We start from the raw sequence: 21,124 nt of genomic DNA, 5'->3' as shown, positions 1-21,124 counted from the left end.
GGCGCTGCTGAAATGGGGCGCGGAAAGGGGAGGGGCGCAAATTCCATTCGAATTGAACCGATCTCCGGGGTGAGCCCCTGAAAGCTCAAGGAATGCATCAAGGAATGAATGCAGTGCGCGCGGTTCCACCGCGCCGTCGTCTTGAAGGATCAAGCATTGGGCGTATCAGTTACAGAAGTGTCGTGTTCGTTCGATTGGATTCATCGACGCGTCGCCAATTTTTCCGTACAGGCTCCATGCATCGAGCTGGCGTCTTGCCCGTCGTACATCCATTCATCCGTCGATGACGCAAACACACGGTCCAGCGCGCCCGGCATGCAAGAGGGCGCAAGCGAAGGCCTGTGGATGCGGATCGACGTCGCGCCTGCGGCAGCACTCGATGACCAGGTCTCACTGGAAGAGACGCGTTGCTGCCCGAATCACGAACGACCGACGAATTCTACAGGGATGTGGTGTTCTGCATGAATGCATCGGACAAGACTGCAGCGGGCGCGGAGACGCCGCTGCATATCGGCGCCTCGGACCTCGAAGCCGCTCGCTTGCCTGTAGATGCCGAGCGCCTGGCCACAACGCTCGTTGCCGCGCAGCTTCGTGCATTGTTCGCAGACGCGCAGGGCGATTGCATGCCAGCGGAGATGGTTGCCGGCTTGCGTCCGGCGCATGGCCGATGGCTTGACGCCAGCCTGCGTCATCTCGAACGTCATGGTCTGCTCTCGTTCAATGGGCTGCGCTGCCGGTTCGCCGCAGTCGACGACGTCGAAACGCTTTGGCAGGCCTGGGACGCCGCGATGCCGGACTGGTGCGGGAACGCGAACCATCGCGCCTATCTCATCCTGATCGATGCCTGCCTGCGCAACCTCACGGAGATCCTCAAGGGCACGATGCCTGCGACCGACGTGATGTTCCCCGAGTCGTCGATGCGCATGGTCGAGGGCATCTACAAGCACAATCCCGTCGCCGATCATTTCAACCACGCTCTCGGCGAGCAACTGCGGGCAGAACTCGCGGCGAGGGCGGCCCGGAGCGAACGCGGTCTGCGCCTGCTGGAAATCGGCGCCGGCACCGGCGGCACGACGGCCGTCCTGCTGCCGATCCTGCGCGGTTTCGGCGACCTGGTCGAAGAGTATTGCTACACCGACCTGTCCAGAGCCTTCCTGCTGCATGCGCAGGAGGTCTATCGTCCGACATTCCCGGCGCTGCGCACCGCGATCTTCGACGTGGGCAAGCCGCTTTCGATGCAGTCGGTCGAGGGCAACCGCTACGATGCAGTGATCGCGACCAACGTGCTGCACGCCACTTCGAACATGCGCGAGACGATGCGCAACGCCAAGGCGCTACTCAAGCGCGGCGGCGTCGTGCTGATCAACGAGATCAGCGAGTGGGGCTGGTATACCCATTTCACGTTCGGCCTGCTCGACGGCTGGTGGCTGTTCGAGGATGAAGCGCTGCGCCTGCCGGGCAGCCCCTGCCTGTCGCCCGGGCAGTGGGAAAGACTCCTCAAGCTGGAACGCTTTCGCGACATCCGTTTTCCGGTACGCAACGACCATGGCCTCGGGCAGCAGCTCGTGGTTGCACGCAGCGACGGCGTGGTCCGCCAGCGCCTGGCCCCGCGCGACGCCGTGGCCGACCTGGGCATGCCTGCACCGGTCTCGCCGCAGCCGACAGTCATCACCCCGACGGCCCCGATCGCAGCCACGACCGACGATGCCGCACTGCGCGAGGCCTGCACGACACGGTTCCGCGAGATCATTGCGACGGCGCTGCGCATGGGACCGCGCGAAATCGAGCCCCATCGTCCGCTCGAACAGTACGGACTGGACAGCATCCTCGTGGTCCAGCTGACCACGCGGTTCCGCGCCCTGTTCCCCGATGTGCGCAGCACGCTGTTCTTCGAGGTGAAGACCGTCGATGGCCTCGTGCAGCATTTCCTCGAGAAGGATCGGTCAACGGTCGTGTCGGTACTCGCCGGGAGCGAAGCTGCGACCGGCCTCGGCACGCCACAGCTCGCCCTGCCGACCGTTCCGTCGAAGCCCACTGTACAGGTGAGCGCATCGGCTGCAGCGGTCATGACGCCAGCCGCGCCGATCGACGCCAGCGACGAAGCGGGTCTGCGCGATGCCTGCACGACGCTGTTCCGCGGGATCATCGCGACGGCGCTGCGCATGGACCCGCGCGAGATCGAGTCGCATCGACCGCTCGAGCAATACGGTCTGGACAGCATCCTCGTCGTGCAGCTGACCACGCAGTTCCGCACGCTGTTTCCGGGCGTGCGCAGCACACTATTCTTCGAGGTGCAGAGCATCGACGGGCTGGTGCGCCATTTCTTCGAGAAGGAACGGGCGACGGTGGCGTCGGTGCTCGCCGGGCGCGGCATCGTGGCCGGCAATGCCGCACCGCAGGTGGGCTCACCATCGAACGCATCTTCCGGCGATGCGGCAGTGGCCCCGACGCCGCGTTCGCAGCCGCCGGGCGGGCGTGTCGAAAGGCGTCGTCTCGCACCGCGCAGGCCCGACATCGCATCGGTATCCCCACCGCTATCTGTCGAAACGTCCAGCACTCCGACGGACGCCGCGCCGCAGCGGTCCGTGCCGTTCGATGTCGCCATCATCGGTGTGAGCGGTCGCTATCCGCAGTCGCCTGACCTCGACCGGTTCTGGGAGAACCTGTCGAGTGGTCGCAGCTGTATCGGCGAGGTGCCGGCCGACCGCTGGCACTGGCAGGACCACTACGATGCGGAGAAGGGCAAGTCCGGCAAGATCTATACCCGCTGGGGCGGATTCATCGGCGATGTCGACAAGTTCGATCCGCTGTTCTTCCGTATCGCACCCAGGGAAGCGAAGAAGATCGACCCGCAGGAACGCCTGTTCCTGGAAGCCAGCTACCACGCGATCGAGGACAGCGGCCATACGCCGCAGAGCCTCTCCCCGGGCGGCAAGGTCGGCGTGTTCGTCGGTGTGATGAATTCGCGCTACACGGTGCAGCCGCTGTACTACTCGATCGCGAACCGGGTGTCGTTCCTGTTCGATTTCTCCGGCCCATCGTTCGCGGTGGACAGCGCCTGTTCCTCCTCGCTGACCGCGATCCACCTGGCGCTGGACAGCCTCTACGGCGGGCTGTGCGATGCCGCGATCGCCGGCGGGGTCAGCCTGATCCTCGATCCGCAGCACATGATCGAACTGTCCGCGCTCGGCATGCTGTCGGAAGGCGCGGAATGCCGCTCTTTCGGCGAGAACGCAGACGGATTCGTCGACGCCGAGGGCGTGGGCGCGATCGTCCTCAAGCCGCTGGCGCATGCGCTGCGCGATGGCGATCACATCCATGCGGTGATCAAGGCCAGCGCCCTCAATGCCGGTGGCCGCACCCATGGCTACACGGTGCCGAATCCGGTCGCCCAGGCCGACGTGGTCTCGACCGCGCTGGCCCGTGCCGGCATCGATTCGACCGATGTCAGCTACCTGGAAGCGCATGGCACCGGCACCGCACTGGGAGACCCGATCGAGGTCGCTGGGCTCACCCGCGCCTTCCGCGAGCGCGGCCGCGCAGATGCCGCCGCGCGCGGCCCGCATTGCGCGATCGGTTCGCTGAAATCCAATATCGGCCACTGCGAGTCCGCGGCGGGCATCGCCGGATTGACGAAGGTTTTGCTGCAGTTGCGGCATGGCCAGCTTGTCCCGACACTGCACGCGGAACGGGTCAACGACGAGATCGACTTCGAGGCCACGCCGTTCCGTCTCCAGCGCGAACTCGGCGCCTGGCGGCGGCCCATCGAGGCTGGACGCGAAATCCCGCGCATCGCCGGGATTTCCTCGTTCGGTGCCGGTGGCGCGAATGCACATCTCATCGTGCAGGAAGCGCCGATGCGCGACGTTTCGCGCACGGTGGCCGGCCCCTGGCTGGTGCCGCTCTCGGCGCGCACTGCGGACCAGCTGCAGGAAAAGATCCGCCAGTTGGCCGCTTTCCTGCGTCGCCAGGGCAACGACATCGATCCTGCGGCGCTGGCCTACACGCTGCAGGTCGGTCGCGAGGCGATGGACGAGCGCATCGTGCTGCAGGTCGATGCGATCGACGACCTGCGCCGCCAGCTTGAGGCGCTCGCGGATGGTCGGTCGATCCATCCGCAGCCGCAGCAGGGCAGCGTCCGCAGGCATCGCGAGTTCCTCGCGGCCTGCCGTGCCGACGCCGGTTTCGCCGCGCGCCGCGACGACTGGCTCGCGCGTCGCGATCTGGCATCCATCGCCGAACACTGGGCGAAGGGTGTGGACATCGACTGGTCGCGGCTGTACGGCGATGTCCGACCTGTCCGCATGCCGCTGCCGACCTATCCCTTCGCGCGTGAACGCCACTGGATCGCGCCGCAGCGCACGCTCGGCCAGGCGACGGGTACCGCAGCTAAGCACCCGTTGCTCCAGCGAAACACCTCGACTCTCCGCCATCCCGCGTATGGCATCGAACTGAAGGGTGACGAGCGCGTTCTCGTCGCCGACGCCGATGACCGGCGACGCCTGCCGGCATTGCTGTGCCTGGAAATGGCACGCGCTGCGGTCGCCGAGGCCTATCCCGACGAACTCGCCGCGCGTGCGCTGTGTTTCGAGGGCATCGCGCTGGATGACGACCTGCGCATCGAACCGGGCTGCATGCTGCAGATCGCGCTGTTGCCTGACGGCAACGATGCGCTGCGCTTCGAGGTGTACAGCGTCCAGGGCGGCCAGGAACGGATCCATGCCCAGGGCCTTGCGCGTTTCGCCGACGCGGAGACCGCGACGCAGGCCGTCACCGCAGGGTTCGCTTCGCGGCTCGCCGGTGGACTCGCCGCCGATGCCTTCCATGCGCGGATCGCAGCGCTGGGGCTCGGCGATCGCGCCGGTCATGCGGCGGCCCGCCGGATCGCACGCACGGCGCGCGAAGCCCTGCTCGAATACGCCGTTGCCGATACCGCGTCGGCCGGCTGGGATTTGCCGCCCGATCTGCTGGTCTCGCTGATCGATGGCGCTGCGTGGCTTTCGGCCGAACTCGGGCCGCTGCCTGCTTCGCCATGCGCATGGCCGGTGCGCGCGATCGATGCGGTCCGTTTCCACGGCCGTTGCCCGCAGCAGGGCTATCTCCAGCTGCGCTGTACGGATACCTTTTCGACAGATGCCGGGATCTCGCGCTGGGATGCGATCGTCTGCGACCTGCAGGGTCATCCCGCGTTCGAGATCCAGGGGCTGCAACTGGCGTGCGTGCCGGCGGGGCCGGGCGTGGGCGCGATCGCTGCAACGATGGACGCGTCGACCGCTTCGGTGACCACGGCCTCGGTCTCGACGCCGGCTGTCGCTTCGCCTGCCGTCGAAACGCCGACGCCGGCACCGGTGCTGCCCGAAGCCGGGCGTCGGATCGCATTCCTGCGCGCGAGGCCTTCGGTCGTCCGCGCGGCCGTTCCTTTGGACAAACCGCAGGCGCTTTGCCTGCCTGAGGCCGATGCGTCCCCCGGGTTCGATGCGGCGCCCGTACCGCGTCCCACGATCATGCTGCCGTCTCCCGCGCTCGAAGCCCATGCGGCCGACGCGTCGAGCGATGGCCTGCCCATCGATGCGGATGCCGCAGCGGTCGGCATCGATCTGCGCGCGCTCGGTGACGGCGTCTATGCGCTGTGCAGCGTGCAGGACACGCCGACAGGCCTCGCCATCGACCAGATGCTGCAGGCTCTCGACCATGTGCGTGGGTTGCCGGATGCCAAGGTCCTGCTGCTCGACGGCCTCGCCCAGGCGTTCCCGTCGGGCGAGGCGGTCGCGGTCGACGCAGCCATCGCGGCTGGCCTGCCGGGCGCGCTGCTTGCCTTCCCGCTGCCGACCATCGCTGCGTTGCCCGAAGAGACCATCGGCGCAGGATTCCTGCTCGCTGCGCTGTGCGATTTCATGATCGGCGCGCATGACGCACGCTATGGTTTCGCCGATCCTCAGCGTGGTCTGCTCGCGACCGATGCCGAGGCCGAACTCCTCGAAGTCCGCTTCGGCGCCGCGCAGGTCGACGACCTGCTGTACATCGGTGGCGTCCAGTCCGGTCGCGCGCTGGTCGCCAAGGGCTGGACCTTCCCGGTCGTCGAGCGCGCACAGGTCGCGTCGACAGCCGTCGCACTTGCGGCATCGATCGCGGCCAAGCCTCGCACCTCGCTGGAACTGCTCAAGGCGCGCCTGGTCGAGACGCTCGCACCGCAGGTCGAGCGCCTCGGTCGCACACCTCGTCCGCAGGTCGCGCAGGCCACACCCCGCAAATCCGCAACGACGGCCACGCGCGAGCGTTCGGTCGCACGCGCGGGTCTGGTCGTCGACATGCTGTCCGCGACGGTCGCCTCCATCCGCATCGGCCTGGAGGCCCGGGAACTCCCGAAGCTGCTCGCCGACCTGCGCGCCACGCTCCAGGATCTCGCGACGCAAGGCCACGCAGCACTCGTGCTGCGCAGCGATCATCCCGGTTTCCTGCCTGCGGTCGACCCGGTGTTTGACACGGCATCGGTCGTGGCTGCGTTCGACGCACTGCAGGCGAGCGTTGCCAGCTTCCCCGCGCCGGTCGTCGTCGCCTTCGAACAGGATGCCGAGGGCCTGGGCTGGCTGCTCGGCCTGGGCGCCGACGCCGGCGTCCACGATGCCCGCAGTCGCTGTTCGGCCGAGGCGCTGTGGCGTGATCCGCTGCTGTTGCGCCGGGCCTTGCCGCTGTTCGCGCGTCGCCTCGGCGACAATCTCGCCCGTCAGTGCCTGTTCGGCGCCGCTTCGATGGCGACGGCCGCGATCGAAGCCACCGCGCTGACCGCCGCTGCGGCCCACGTCGCCGCCGACGCGCCAGCCGCCGCGTTGGCCCTGGTCGACGGCTCGCCGCTGCGTTCGCACGAAGCACTGCAGCAGTGGCGCCGACACCGCGCGGCCGCGATCAACGTCGATGTCGCCGCTGAGCCGCTCGCCGGCGAGCGTCGTGCCGCGCCGCTGCCGTCCTCGCCCGCGATCGAAACAGAGCTGCGCGACAACGGCGTCCTCGTCGTGCGCATGGTCGATCGCGATGCGAAGAACATGTACTCGCCCGCGCTGATCGGCGGACTGGAAGAGGTGTTCGCGCACATCGACGGCTGCGACGACTACCGTGCGGTCGTGCTCACTGGCTACGACACGTATTTCGCCTGCGGCGGCACCCGCGACAGCCTGCTCGCGATCCAGCAGGGCGCCGCGAAGTTCACCGACGCCAAGGTCTACCAGCTGCCGATGAGCTGCCGGGTGCCGGTGATCGCGGCGATGCAGGGCCACGCCATCGGTGGCGGCTGGACGCTCGGCATGTTCGCCGACCTCTGCCTGTTCAGCGCCGAAAGCCGCTACATCAGCCCGTACATGCAGTACGGGTTCACTCCGGGCGCGGGCGCCACGCTGGTCTTCCCGACCCGGCTGGGCCTGGACCTCGCGCGCGAAACATTGTTCACCGCCAGCGAGTACACCGGCATCGAACTGCGCGGGAAAGGCCTGCCGCATGTCTGCGTGCCGCGCGCCGACGTGCTGCCGCGTGCGCTCGCGCTGGCCGACGCGATCGCCTCGCAAGGCCGCGAGGATGCGATCGCGGTCAAGCGCCATTTCAGCGCCTCGACGCTCGCCGAGGTCGAGGCGACCTATGCCCGCGAACTGGAGATGCACGACCGCAGCTTCGTCGGTCGCGGCGACGCCCTGCAGGGCGTGATGCAGCATTTCCGTGACGATCGCGATACCGCGACGGTTCCCGTCACCGTAGAGCCTGCCATTGCCGTGTCGCTACGGGACCCGGCAGCGTCCGTCGCCGTTACGCCCGTTGCGCTGGGTATGGACATCGATGGCATCGCCGACGTCCTGCGTTCGATGCTCGCCTCGGAACTGCAGATGCGCGCCGAGGATGTCGACGAGGACACCCAGTTCGTCGACCTCGGCCTGGATTCGATCACTGGCGTGACCTGGGTTCGGAGGATCAACGCCACCTACGGCACGAAGATCGAGGCGACCAAGGTCTACAGCCATCCCACGCTGCGCCAGTTCCGCGACTTCGTGGTCGCACTGGTATCGGCGCACGACGCTTCCATGTCGCGTACCGCAGCACCACTGCGCTCGGCGCCTGCGGTCGCGCCGGTGGCTGTCGAAGCGATCCGCGTCGATGCCGAGGTCGGCCACGCGGAGGAGCGCGACGACGATCTGTGCGAGACGCTCAGGCGCATGCTCGCGCAGGAGCTGCACATGGCGGAGGAGGAGGTCGACGACCACCGGCAGTTCGTCGAACTCGGCCTCGACTCGATCACCGGCGTGACCTGGGTGCGCAGGATCAACGCCACCTACGGCACGAAGATCGAGGCGACCAAGGTCTACAGCCATCCGAACCTGGCCGAGTTCAGCCGCTTCCTCGCCGGACTGCTGCCGGCGCGCCCGGCCTCGTCGCCCGTGCCGGGCGCACGTGTCGCGCCGCTGCCTGCTGCGACGCCTGCCACGTCCGCATCGCGTCCGCTCCCGTCCGGCCTGGCGCAGGCGCAGCGTCTCGACTCCTGGCGCAAGCGCAGCGCCCGTCGCAGTACATCGATTGGCAACGACGCGATCGCCGTGATCGGCATCGCCGGCCAGTTCCCGCGCGCGAAGACCCTCGACGCCTTCTGGCGCAACATCGCCGGCGCGAAGGAATGCATCGACCTCGTGCCGGCCCAGCGCTTCGACATCGAGCGCTATTTCAGCGAGGACATCTCCGTCCCCGGCACCACCAACAGCCGCTGGATGGGCGTGCTCGACGACTGCGACGCCTTCGATCCGCTGTTCTTCAACATCGCGCCGACCGAAGCCGAAAGCATGGATCCGCAGCAACGCCTGATGCTGCAGAACTGCTGGCATGCGATCGAGAACGCCGCGATCGACCCGCGCAGCCTGTCCGGGACGCGCTGCGGCGTGTTCGTCGGCTGCGGCTCGACCGACTACCACGACCGCTCGCGCGAGCATCGGCTCAGCACCCAGGGCTTCACCGGCTCTGCGATGTCGATCCTCGCTGCGCGTATCGCCTATTTCCTGAATTTGCAGGGACCGTGCCTGTCGATCGACACCGCCTGCTCGTCCTCGCTGGTCGCGATCGCCACGGCTTGCGACAGCCTGCTCGCGCAGAACTGCGATCTCGCGCTCGCCGGCGGCGTGGCGGTGATGGCCGGGCCGACGATGCACGTCAATACCGGGCAGTCCGGCATGCTCTCGGTCGACGGCCGCTGCTACGCCTTCGACCATCGCGCGAACGGTTTCGTGCCGGCCGAAGGCGTGGGCACGGTGCTGCTGAAACGCCTGGCCGATGCCGAACGCGATGGGGACATCGTCCACGCCGTGATCCGCGGCTGGGGCGTGAACCAGGACGGCAAGACCAACGGCATCACCGCACCCAACCCGGTGTCGCAGACGCGACTGATGCGCACGGTCTACGACCGCTTCGGCATCGATCCCGAGGACATCCAGCTGATCGAAGCGCACGGCACGGGCACACGGCTCGGCGATCCGATCGAAGTGGAGGGCCTGACCCAGGCCTTCCGCCACTACACCGACAAGACCCAGTACTGCGCGCTCGGCTCGGTCAAGGGCAATGTCGGTCACTGCCTGTTCGCGGCCGGCATCGCCGGCGTGCTCAAGCTCGTGCTGGCGCTGAAGCACCGGCAGTTGCCGCCTGCGGCCAGCTTCGAACGCCTCAATCCGCACATCGATCTGTCCGACAGTCCGTTCGTGGTCAATACCGCGCTGAAACCCTGGCCGACGAATGCCAGGGGCGGGCGGGCGGCGGTCATCAGCTCGTTCGGTTTCAGCGGCACCAACGCCCATCTCGTGCTGGAAGCCGCGCCGGAGCGAACCGCGCGCACGCCGCGCAACGTCCATCCGGAACGCCCGGTGCTGGTCCCGCTCTCGGCCAAGACCCCCGAGCAGTTGCGCCAGCGTGCGCAGGATCTGTCCGATGCGCTTACGGATGCGCTCGCCGCCGATGACGCGCCTTCGCTGCTCGACATCGCCTACACGCTGCAGGTCGGCCGCGAAGCGATGCAGGAGCGCTGCGCGCTGGTCGCGCGCACGCATGCCGAACTCCAGGAACGGCTGCGCGCCTTCGCCGAAGGCGCCACACCGCGCGGCCTGCATGTCGGCAGCACGCTGGCGCGGGCCAACAAGCTGGCCTTCATCGGCCAGGACGGCGACCTGCAGGCGGTGCTGATCGAGACCTGCCTGCGCGAAGGCAAGCTCGACAAGCTGGCGGAGCTCTGGGTCGACGGCGTCGAACTGCCGTGGCCGCAGCTGTACCGCGAGCTGGTCGGCGCCACGCGCCCGCAGCGCATCGAATTGCCGCTCTATCCCTTCGCGAAGGAACGCTACTGGCTGGACGACGATGCAGCGATCCAGGGCCAGGTCGGGGCACGCGCAACCGGCGCGATCCACCCGCTGGTCCACGCCAACGCCTCGACCCTGCGCCAGCAGCGGTATATCAGTACGTTCGATGGCAGCGAATTCTTCCTGCGCGATCACCGCGTGCGTTTCGGCGATGGCCGGGTCGAATGCGTGCTCCCGGGCGTCGCCTATCTGGAGATGGCCGCAGCGGCCATTGCCGATGCGCTGGCCGACGACGCGGGTCAGGCCACCGGCCTGCGCGAGCGCCTGGTGCTGGGCAACGTCGCCTGGTGGCGTCCGCTGTTCGTGGACGGCCCGACGACCGTCGAGATCGAAATCGGCGCGGACGAGGGCGACATGATCCTGTTCGAGATCGCCAGCGGCAGCGGCGACACGCGCATCCTGCATTGCCAGGGTGAGGCAGGCGTGGTCGACGCGGTCGGCGAACGCACGGCCGACGCATCGCTGCTGGCCGCCGCGCAGCGCGACGAGCGCTGGGACGGCGACGAGATCTACGCGGCCTTCAACCGCGGCGGCCTGCACTACGGCCCTGCACATCGCGGCCTGCGCAGCCTGTCGCGCACCGGCGGGAAAGTGGTGGCGACGGTGACGCTGGCCGCGCAGCGCGGCGACGTCAACGCAGGCATCGACGCCTATCGCATGCATCCAGGTGTCATGGATGCCGTGCTGCAGGCCTGCGTCGGATTCCTGCCGTCGCTGCAGGCACTGCCGCAGGCGCCTTCGGTGCCGTTCGCGTTGCGTTCGCTGACCCTGCATGCGCCATGTCCGGCGGACGCCGTCGCCGTGCTGACGCCGATCGGCACGGGCGCGGACGGTACCGTCGAAACCTGCGATGTCTCGATCTTCGACGCGGACGGTGCGCTGTGCATCGACATTCGCGGCTTCGCCTGGCGCAGCGTGGAGCGGACGCGCACGGCGACGGTCGTGCCCGCCGACGACACCGACGACGCGGGCATGCCGGCATTCGATGAAGCGTTCTACCGGGAGCTGCTCGACAGCCTCGCCAGACAGGAAATGTCGGCTGAAGAAGCCGCAGAACTCGGGTTGTCGTCATGAAAGAGTCCTTGCTGCCCATCTTTCGCGCGGTTGCGGAAGGCCGACTCACCCAGGCCGAAGCGCTGGTCCGGATCAAGGCGCTGAAGCGTCAGTCGCGCGATCCGGGGCAGGGCGTTCTGCTCGCGGATGTCGAATGGACGGCTGCGCCAGCGCGCGCCTCTGCTGAGCAGGCGCCCGATCGCGTGCTGCTGTGGGGCGTGTCGCGCGATGCGGTGGCCGCACTGCAGGCGCAGGGCGGTCCGGAGATCGTCGAGCTTTCGACGCCGGTGTCCGGATCGGTCGATGACGTGTTCGCACAGGCCACGCTGCAGGCCTTCGAGGCGATCCGCTCGATGCTGGGCGCCACTGCGGGGGCACGGGTCCTGCTGGTCGTCGCCGATGCGGCGGAGGCGACCGTCGCCGCCGGCTTCGAGGCGATGTGCCGCACGGCGATGGAGGAAAACCCGGGATTCGCCGTGCGCACCGTGCGGGTGCCGGCAGACATCGACGGTGACGAACTGCGCGGCGTCGTCCGCGATGAATCCTCGATGGCGTCGCCGCGCGGCGTGGCGGTGCGCCATGTCCGTCGCGAAGGCGGGCTGCATCGGCAAATCGCACGCTGGCGCGTGGTGGACATGCTCGAAAACGGCTCTGCGGGCGCGGCAGGGGACGCACTGTCCGTCGCGCCGGTGGTGTTCAAGGAAGGCGGCTGCTATCTGATCACCGGCGGTGCCGGCGGGATCGGCCTGCAGTTCGCCCGCGAGATCGTCACCCAGACCGGCGCTGCGCGGATCGTCCTGACCGGGCGTTCGCCATTGGGTGCCGATGCGCGCAGGGCGATCGACTCGCTGTCGACGCCTTCGCATCGCATCGATTACGTCGAGCTGGATGCGACACGCGCGGAGGCGGTCGACGCGCTGATCGCACGACTGCAGGCCGAGGGCACGCCGCCTCGCGGCATCCTGCATTGCGCCGGCATCCTCCGCGACGCCTTCGCGATCCGCAAATCCACCGAGGACTTCGCCGCGGTGCTGGCGCCCAAGGTCGCCGGCCTCGTCAACCTGGACCGCGCCACCCGCGACCTGCCGCTCGATTTCCTGCTGCTGTGCTCCTCGTTCGCGGCCTGCTGGGGCATCGTCGGGCAGATCGACTACGCCGCCGCCAACGCGTTCATGGATGCTTTCGCAGCGCATCGCAATCGCCTCGCGGCGCGTGGCGAACGCTGTGGCCGGACGCTGTCGGTGAACTGGCCGCTGTGGCGCGACGGCGGCATGACCATCGACGCCGCGACCTGGGAGCGACTGCAGGATCACACCGGGATGGAGCCGCTGGCCACTGCGACCGCGATGCGCGCGACCTATCGCGGCTTCGCCCTCGACTGCGAACGCCTGCTGGTCATGGAAGGCGAACTGCCGTCGATGCAGGCACTGCTGGAAGTCTCCGATTCCACGCAGGAAGCCGCGCCGGTACGTACGACGCCCGTCGACGGCGACACGGCTCATGTGGGCATGGACGATGCTTTGCGCGCCAAAGCCCTCGACTATCTCTGCCAGCAGTGCGCCCAGGTGCTCAAGGTGCCGGTCGCCCGCCTGCGCCCCGATGCGCCACTGGAGCAGTACGGCATCGACTCGATCCTGGCGATGAAGCTGGTGACCCATCTGGAGTCGATCTTCGGCCGACTGCCGAAGACCCTGGCCTTCGAGTATCAGACGATCGCGCAGCTCAATGGCTATTTCTGCGAGACGCATGCGCAGCGCCTGATCGCGATCCTCGCGCCCGACAGGACCACGGCGCGTCCCGCTGCGGCGCAAGGCCCGGCGCCAGCGCCGACGCCGGTTGCGTCTCGCATTCCCGGCAAGCGCGGCGCCGTGCGCGAACCCGCGCGCACGGAAGCAGCGGGCATGCTGGCTGCGAGCAGCCCTGCCGACGCCAAGCCTGTCGACACCAGGCCGGTCGAAAGCCGGGCTGTCTCGAACGAACCGATTGCGATCGTCGGGCTCAGTGGCCGTTATCCCGATGCCTGGGACCTCGACGCCTACTGGCACAACCTGTCGCAGGGCGTGGACTGCATCCGCGAGATTCCGGCCGAGCGCTGGCGCTGGCAGGATTTCTACCGCGAAGCGGCCAAGGGCCAAGCCCTCGACCCCGGACAGCACAGCAGCAAATGGGGCGGCTTCATCGAAGGCGCAGACGAATTCGACCCGCGTTTCTTCAGCATCACGCCGCGCGATGCCGAGCAGATCGATCCGCAGGAACGCCTGTTCCTGCAGCACGCCTGGATGGCGATCGAGGATGCCGGCTACACCCGCGCAGCGCTGCAGGCCTGTCGCGGTGGACAGGTCGGCGTATACGCGGGCGTGATGTACGGCGAGTACAACCGTTCGGGCAGTCTCGCCAGCATCGCCAACCGCGTGTCCTACGCCCTGAACGTGCACGGGCCGAGCATGACGCTCGACACCATGTGCTCGTCGTCGTTGACCGCGATCCACCTGGCCTGCCAGGACCTGCGCCTCGGTCGCACCGACATGGCGCTCGCCGGCGGCGTGAACCTGAGCATCCACCCCGGCAAGTACAGCATGCTCAGTGCCGGACAGTTCATTTCGAGCGATGGTCACTGCCAGAGCTTCGGCGAAGGCGGCGACGGCTACATTCCGGGCGAGGGCGTGGGCGTGGTCGTGCTCAAGCGCCTGTCCGACGCCGAGCGCGATGGCGACGCGATCCACGCGATCATCCGCGGCAGCGCGCTGAACCACGGTGGCAAGACCAACGGCTACACGGTGCCGAACCCGCAGGCGCAGGCGGCGGTGATCGCCGACGCGCTGCGCGATGCGGGCGTGGACGCGCGGCAGGTGAGCTACATCGAGGCGCACGGCACGGGTACGAAGCTGGGCGATCCGATCGAGATCGCGGCGCTGTCGAAGGCCTTCCGCGAACACACGCAGGACACCGGGTTCTGCCTGATCGGCTCGGCGAAGTCGAACATCGGCCACTGCGAGTCTGCGGCCGGCATCGCGGGCCTGACCAAGGTCGTGCTGCAGATGCGGCATCGGCAGATCGTGCCGTCGCTGCATTCCGCGCGACTCAATCCGAATATCGATTTCGAGACCACGCCGTTCGAGGTCAACCAGCGCCTGCGCGAGTGGCGGGCACCGGTCATCGATGGCCGCGAAGCACCGCTGATCGCTGGCATTTCCTCTTTCGGCGCCGGTGGCGGTAACGCGCATCTGGTGGTCGAGGCCTATGCGGGCAACACCGCCCGCGCGTCGCGCGAGGAAAGCATCCCCTGCGTCGTGCTGCTGTCCGCGCGCACGCTGCCGCAACTGCGGCAGAAGGCCGAGGATCTGCGGGCGTTCGTCGAACGCGAGCCCGACCTGGACCTGCACAGCCTGGCCTACACCCTGCAGATCGGCCGCGAGCCGATGGAGGAGCGGCTCGGCCTGCGCGCGGATACGCGCGCGGAACTGCTGGACAAGCTCGCCCTCTTCCTCGCCACCGACGAACATGAGGACGGCGCGCTCGCCGATGATCTCTACTACGCCCAGTCGCGTCGTCATCGCGAGAGCATGGCGCTGTTCACGGTCGATCGCGACCTGCAGGCCAGCGTCGACGGCTGGTTCGTCGCCGGCAAGGTGTCGCGGCTGCTCGATGTCTGGACCAAAGGCCTGGATCTCGATTGGCTGAAGCTGCACGGCGCGCCCTTGCCCGCGCGCATGCATCTGCCCGTGTATCCCTTCGCCCGCGAGCGCTACTGGCGCGAAGCGACGGCGGAACGGCCCGCTGCCGGAGGCACGGAAGCGGCCATGCACTCGCTGGTCCACCGCAACGCCTCGAAACCGGGGCGCCAGCGTTACGCCAGCAGCTTCCGCGCCGACGATCCGCGCATCGCCGGCCTGCGCGTGCAGGGCCATGCAGGTTTGCCGCTTGGCCTGCAGATCGAAGCCGCTCGGGCCGCGCTGGCGGACGCCATGCCGCAGGCCAGCGGCTGGGCGCTGCACGACGTGCGCTTGGCCGCGCCGCGCGCCGTCGACGGCCTGGTCGAACTCGAGATCGCTGTGCTGCCGCCAGGGCAGGGCGCACGTCCTGGCCTGGATCGCACCGCGTTCGAGCTTTCCGATGTCGGCGATGGCCATGTGTTCTCGCAGGGACTGCTGATCGCCTGCGACGACACGTCGCCACCGGTGATCGACATCGCGACGGCCACGCGTGGCGCCTCCTCCCTGCATGCGGACAGGACCGCGATCCTCGACGCACATCGTGCGCAGGGCATCGAGATCGACTCGCTGTATCAGATCGCGACCGGGGTGCAGCGCACGGCCGAAGGACTGTGGCTGGATTTCGCCGCTGCGGCGCCGTCGCCGGCCTTCGCCGACTGCACGATCGATCCCGCGCTCGTCGACGCGGCGATGCGTGCGGCGCCATGGCTGGGTTCGGATCGCGATGCGCTGTACCTCCCGGCTGGCTTCTCGGCCATGCATGCCTATCCCGTCGCCGCGCGTCCGCGCCATGCGTCGATCCGGCCTCACGGCGCGCAGCAGGGCGATGCGCTCTGCGTCGACATCGACCTGTGCGCCGAAGACGGCACGGTCTGCGTCGCCTTCTCGGCGGTGACCCTGCTGCCGACCCTGGTCACGGCGGTGCCTCGCGACGAGACAGCTGCAGTGCACAGGACTCCCGTCGCCCTGACGTCGAACAGCAGCGATTCGGTGGCGGAGGCGTCACCGAAGCACCAGGCGATACCGGCGCCACCGATGCCGGAGCGCCGTTTCTCCTCACGCATCGCCGACATGCCCGCTGCGGTGGCGTCCGCAGCGGACAATGCGCTGCAGACATCCGCCGCATTGCAGAAGCCCGCCGCGATCGCACTGGTCGCGCCCGATCGGAAAACCGACCTCCCGGCGTCACCCACAGGCAAACCGTCGCTGTCGCTGGCGATCCGCCAGGACGCAGTGCGGAAAGATCTCTCGAACGATCTCGCCGGCAGCGTGGCTTCGGTCGTGCTGCGCGATGACGGCGATGGGCTCTTCACCCTGCGTCTTTCGGCCATCGACGGTCGTGTCGATGCCCCATTGATCGATGCCCTGCGCGAGGCGCTGGCGTTCGCCGGCGGGTTGCCCGTGCTGAAAGCGCTGCTGATCGAAAGCGACGCCGATGTCTTCCTGCACGGCGATCCGCGCGTCCTCGCCGACGAGGCAGGGCGCGCTCTGCTGCAGGCCCTGTCCGCATTTCCGGCGCCGACCGTCGCGCTGCTGTCCGTCTCGGCGCTCGGCGCCGGGTTCCGCATCGCCTGCGCCTGCGATCTGGTGCTTGCGGTGGAAGACCAGCGCTACGGTTTTGCCGTCGACGCCACCGGCACAGACACCGGCACCGGCACGCCGGGGCTCGATGTCGACCAGGCGGCATGGCTGGTCGCGCGCTTCGGCGAAGCGCTGGCGCTGCGCCTGATCGCGGATGGTGGACCGCTCGATGGTCGCGCCCTGCAGGCCGCCGGCTGGGGCGCCAGCGTGGTGGAAATCACGGCATTCGCGGACAGTGTCGATGGCGTGCGCGCCGCGCTGTCCGACAAGTCGGCCGATGCGCTGCGCCTGCTCAAGGCGCATCTCGCGCGCGAATTCGATGCCGCAGTCGCCGCGCTCGCTGCCGTCGACGTCGCAGCGAGTGGCAGCGATGGGACACCGTCCGACGCGCTCTCGGCGCGCGTGCGTTCGATCGCGCAGATCGCGACCGAACGTGCGCCGATGCTGTCGGCGCACGGGTGGTCGTCGTCGCCGGACGCTGCGGTCATCGAACCGGGACCGACCGATGCGGCCGCGACCGCCGTCGCGCTGCCGCTGTCCTCGGCCGTGGTCCGCGCAAGTGTCGATGCCGATGGCGTGGTGCTGGTGCGTCTGGAGGATCGCGACGCGCGCAACATGTTCTCCGATGCGCTGATCGCAGGCCTGCAGGAGGTCTTCGACCACATCGCGCAGTCGCCGGCGTGCAAGGCGGTCGTGCTTACCGGTTACGACACCTATTTCTCGTCGGGCGGCACCCGCGACGGTCTCAAGGCGATCCAGGAAGGCAAGGTCCGCTTCACCGACCACGATGTGTTCCACCTGCCGATGCGCTGCCCGGTGCCGGTCATCGCGGCGATGCAGGGCCATGGCATCGGCGCCGGCTGGACGCTCGGCCTGTTCTGCGATGTCGTGCTGTTCAGCGCGGAAAGCCGCTACCTCAGCCCGTACATGAACTTCGGGTTCACCCCGGGTGCGGGCGCCACCGGCATCCTACCGGCACGGCTCGGCTTCGATCTGGCACGCGACAGCCTGTTCACCGGCCGCGAGATCACCGGCGAAGCGCTGGCGCGGCGCAATCCGCTGCTGAGCGTATTGCCGCGCGAGCAGGTGCTCGACCAGGCCCTTGCCATCGCGCGCGGCTTCGCCCGCCGCTCCCGCGAAGATCTGCAAGCGTCGAAGGCGGCACATGTCGCGCCGCAGCTCGCAGCCTGGCAGGCGCTGTTCGCACGTGAGGTCGAGATGCACGCGAGCACGCTGGTCGGCCAGCGCGACGCGCTCGCGCGGATCGAACAACGCTTCGCGTCCGCACAGCAGGCCGATGTCGATATGCCGCAAGCGGCAGAGCATCGCGCGTCTGCCGTGGCGGTTCCCGTCGCCGAGGTCCTGTCGATCATCCGCAGGCTGCTCGCCGAGGAACTGCGCGTCGAGGAAGGGGAGATCGATCCGCGCACGCCGTTCGTCGATATCGGCCTCGATTCGATCTCCAGCGTGACCTGGATTCGCCGGATCAACGCCCGCTTCGGCCTGTCGATCGAAGCGACGAAGGTCTACAGCTATCCGAACCTGCAGAAACTCGCGCAGCATCTCGCGGAACAGTCGTCGGCAGGCGCGGAGGCGACATCGTCCGCGCCGCCTGCGAACCTGGATGCCGCTGCCACGCCAGTGCGCGCTGCCGCAACGCGTCCGACGACCACCGCAGAACCGGCGCGGTCCCGCGTCGAACTGGGCGCGGTGCGCCGCACCCTCGTCGAACTGCTGGCGCAGGAACTTCGCGAGGAGCCTGAGAGCATCGATGCCGATCGCGGGTTCGTCGACCTCGGCCTCGATTCGATCTCCGGCGTGACCTGGGTCCGCGCGATCAACGGGATCTATGGCACCGAGATCGAGGCCACCCGCGTCTACACCTATCCTACGGTCGAACTGTTCGCCCGCTTCGTCCGCGATCTGCTTGCGCAGCGCGACGCGCAAGAGACGTCGTCGGAAGCGCCCGAGGCCATCGCCTCGATCGCGTCGCCGAGGATCGCAGCCCGCCCGGTCGAGACCATCGTCCTGCATCAGGATCGGCCGCCGCTTCAGTCGTGGCGCGGCGACGATGCCGCCATGTCCGCGCCGATCACGGCGCAGGCACAGGGTCGCACGTTGCATGCAGCCGAGATCGCGGTGATCGGCATGGCCGGCCGCTTCCCGATGGCGAAGGACCTGGATGCGTTCTGGGACAACATCGCCAACGGTCGCAACTGCATCAGCGAGATTCCGCCGTCGCGCTGGGACGCCGGCACGTTCTACACCGAAGGCCAGCCCGGGCTGGGCCAGACCAATTCGAAGTGGATGGGCGTACTCGAAGGCCACGATCGCTTCGACCCACTGTTCTTCGGCCTGTCGCCGGTCGAGGCCGAGGCCATGGACCCGCAGCAGCGCCTGTTCCTGGAGTGCTGCTGGCATGGCATCGAAAGCGCCGGTTACACCGCCGAGCGGCTCTCGGGCAGCCGTTGCGGCGTATTCGTCGGCTGTGCCAACGGCGACTACCATCTGCTGTCGCGCGAGCAGCAGGTCGACGCGCTGGGCTTCACCGGCAACGCCACGTCGATCCTCGCCGCGCGCGTCTCGTACTTCCTGAACCTGCAGGGCCCCTGCGTCTCGATCGACACCGCCTGCTCGTCGTCGCTTGTCGCGATCTCGAATGCCTGCGACAGCCTGATCACGGGCGCGTCGGACATGGCGCTGGCCGGCGGCGTGTACGTGATGGCCAACGCGGACATGTTCCTGAAGACCGCGCATGCCGGCATGCTCTCCCCCGATGGACGCTGCTACACCTTCGACCAGCGCGCGAACGGTTTCGTGCCGGGCGAGGGCGTCGGCGTGGTGATGCTCAAGCGCCTGGCCGACGCCGAACGCGACGGCGACGAGATCCTCGGCGTGATCCGTGGCTGGGGCGTGAACCAGGATGGCCGCACGAACGGGATCACCGCGCCGAACGCGGAGTCGCAGCAGCGGCTCATGCGCGACGTCCACACGCGTTTCGGTATCGATCCGGGCAACATCCAGCTGATCGAGGCCCACGGCACCGGCACCAAGCTCGGTGATCCGATCGAGATCGACGGCCTCAAATCCGCGTTCCTGCCCGCGACCGACCGCCGCCGGTTCTGCGCGATCGGTTCGGTGAAGACCAACATCGGCCATTGCCTCACCGCCGCAGGCGTCTCCGGCTTCATCAAGCTGCTGCTGTCGCTGCGCCACCGGAAGCTGCCGCCGACCATCAATTACGAGACCCCGAACGAGCATCTCGCCCTCGACGACAGCCCGTTCTTCGTCAACACGACCCTGCGCGAATGGGTCGCGCCTGCGGGCGTGCCGCGCCAGGCCGCGATCAGCTCGTTCGGCTTCAGCGGCACGAATGCGCACCTGGTGCTCGCCGAGCATGTGCCGCAGGCCGCGACGGTCGCCATCACGGCTTCCGTGCCTGCGCCGGTACCGGCTGTCGGTGTGATCGTGCCGCTTTCGGCGCGTACCGCCGACCAGTTGCTGCAGAAGGCGAAGGACCTGCGCGCGTGGATCCAGACGGCGCACGCGTCAGGGAATCCACTCGACCTGGTCGCGCTGGCCGGCAGCCTGCAATTGCATCGCGATGCGATGGACGATCGCCTGTGCTTCGTCGCGCACAGCATCGGGGACGTGGTCGAGCGGCTGACCGCCTTCATCGATGGCAACGGTGCGCAGCGCGCGCTGCCGCATGGTGCGTTCGCCGCGCATGTGCGCCAGGGTCGTGAAAGCGTGCGCCTGCTCAACGAAGATGCGACCATGGCCGAGCTGGTGGTCGACCGCTGCATCGCGGACGGCAACCTGGCCAGACTCTGCGATCTGTGGGTGAAGGGTCTCGCGCTGGACTGGCGGAAACTGCACGGCGAGCGTCGCCTGCCGCTGCTCCCGTTGCCGCCGTATCCGTTCGCCGAAGAGACCTACTGGATCGCGCCGAGCGACCAGGACGCGTTCGCTCGGCCGGCGGCGCGCGGCGACCGTCCCGTGCATAGGCATCCGCTGCTGCAGGAGAAGGTCGCCGACCTGCGCGAGCAGGGTTATCGGCAGACCGTCGCCGCGCAGGGCGCTGCAGCGGAAGACATGCCGCGGACCCGGCGTATCCATCTGCCGACCTATGCCTTCGCCCGGATGCACTGCTGGATCCCGTCGAAGGCCGAGGCGGGCGGCACGCCGTCGGGTGCGTCGTCTCCGTCTCGCGGCATTGACGGGCATGGCGGCACGCAGCCGGATTTCGACGCCATCGCCGCGCTGTTCGCGGCACTGGAAGAGGATCGGTTGAGCACGGGGGAAGTCGCGGCACGCGTGAAGCAATTGGCGTGAAACGTCCGTTCCCGACAATGGCGCGGACCGGGCCGAGGTGGTCCGGAACGCACCGGAGGCGGGGCAGGTCGG

Annotated in this window: 2 protein-coding genes; both read left to right on the top strand. The window is 68.4% G+C overall.

The annotated features are described in order from the left end of the window. Positions 1–461: 461 nt before the first annotated feature. Positions 462–11,444, top strand: coding sequence for a beta-ketoacyl synthase N-terminal-like domain-containing protein (locus ACFQ0E_RS15935; RefSeq protein ID WP_386825506.1), 10,983 nt, complete (start codon positions 462–464; stop codon positions 11,442–11,444). 8 nt (positions 11,445–11,452) lie between these two features. Then, positions 11,453–21,052, top strand: coding sequence for an SDR family NAD(P)-dependent oxidoreductase (locus ACFQ0E_RS15930; RefSeq protein WP_386825504.1), 9,600 nt, complete (start codon positions 11,453–11,455; stop codon positions 21,050–21,052). The last annotated feature ends 72 nt before the right edge of the window (positions 21,053–21,124 follow it).

Origin of the sequence: Lysobacter brunescens (assembly GCF_042677005.1) — a bacterium.
GTDB lineage: Bacteria > Pseudomonadota > Gammaproteobacteria > Xanthomonadales > Xanthomonadaceae > Lysobacter_I > Lysobacter_I brunescens.
This window is presented reverse-complemented; position numbering and strand designations above follow the sequence as displayed.

What these genes read in the sequence shown, in the direction of transcription:
- ACFQ0E_RS15935 (WP_386825506.1), top strand. Translation starts at nt 462, where the DNA reads ATGAATGCATCGGACAAGACTGCAGCGGGCGCGGAGACGCCGCTGCAT.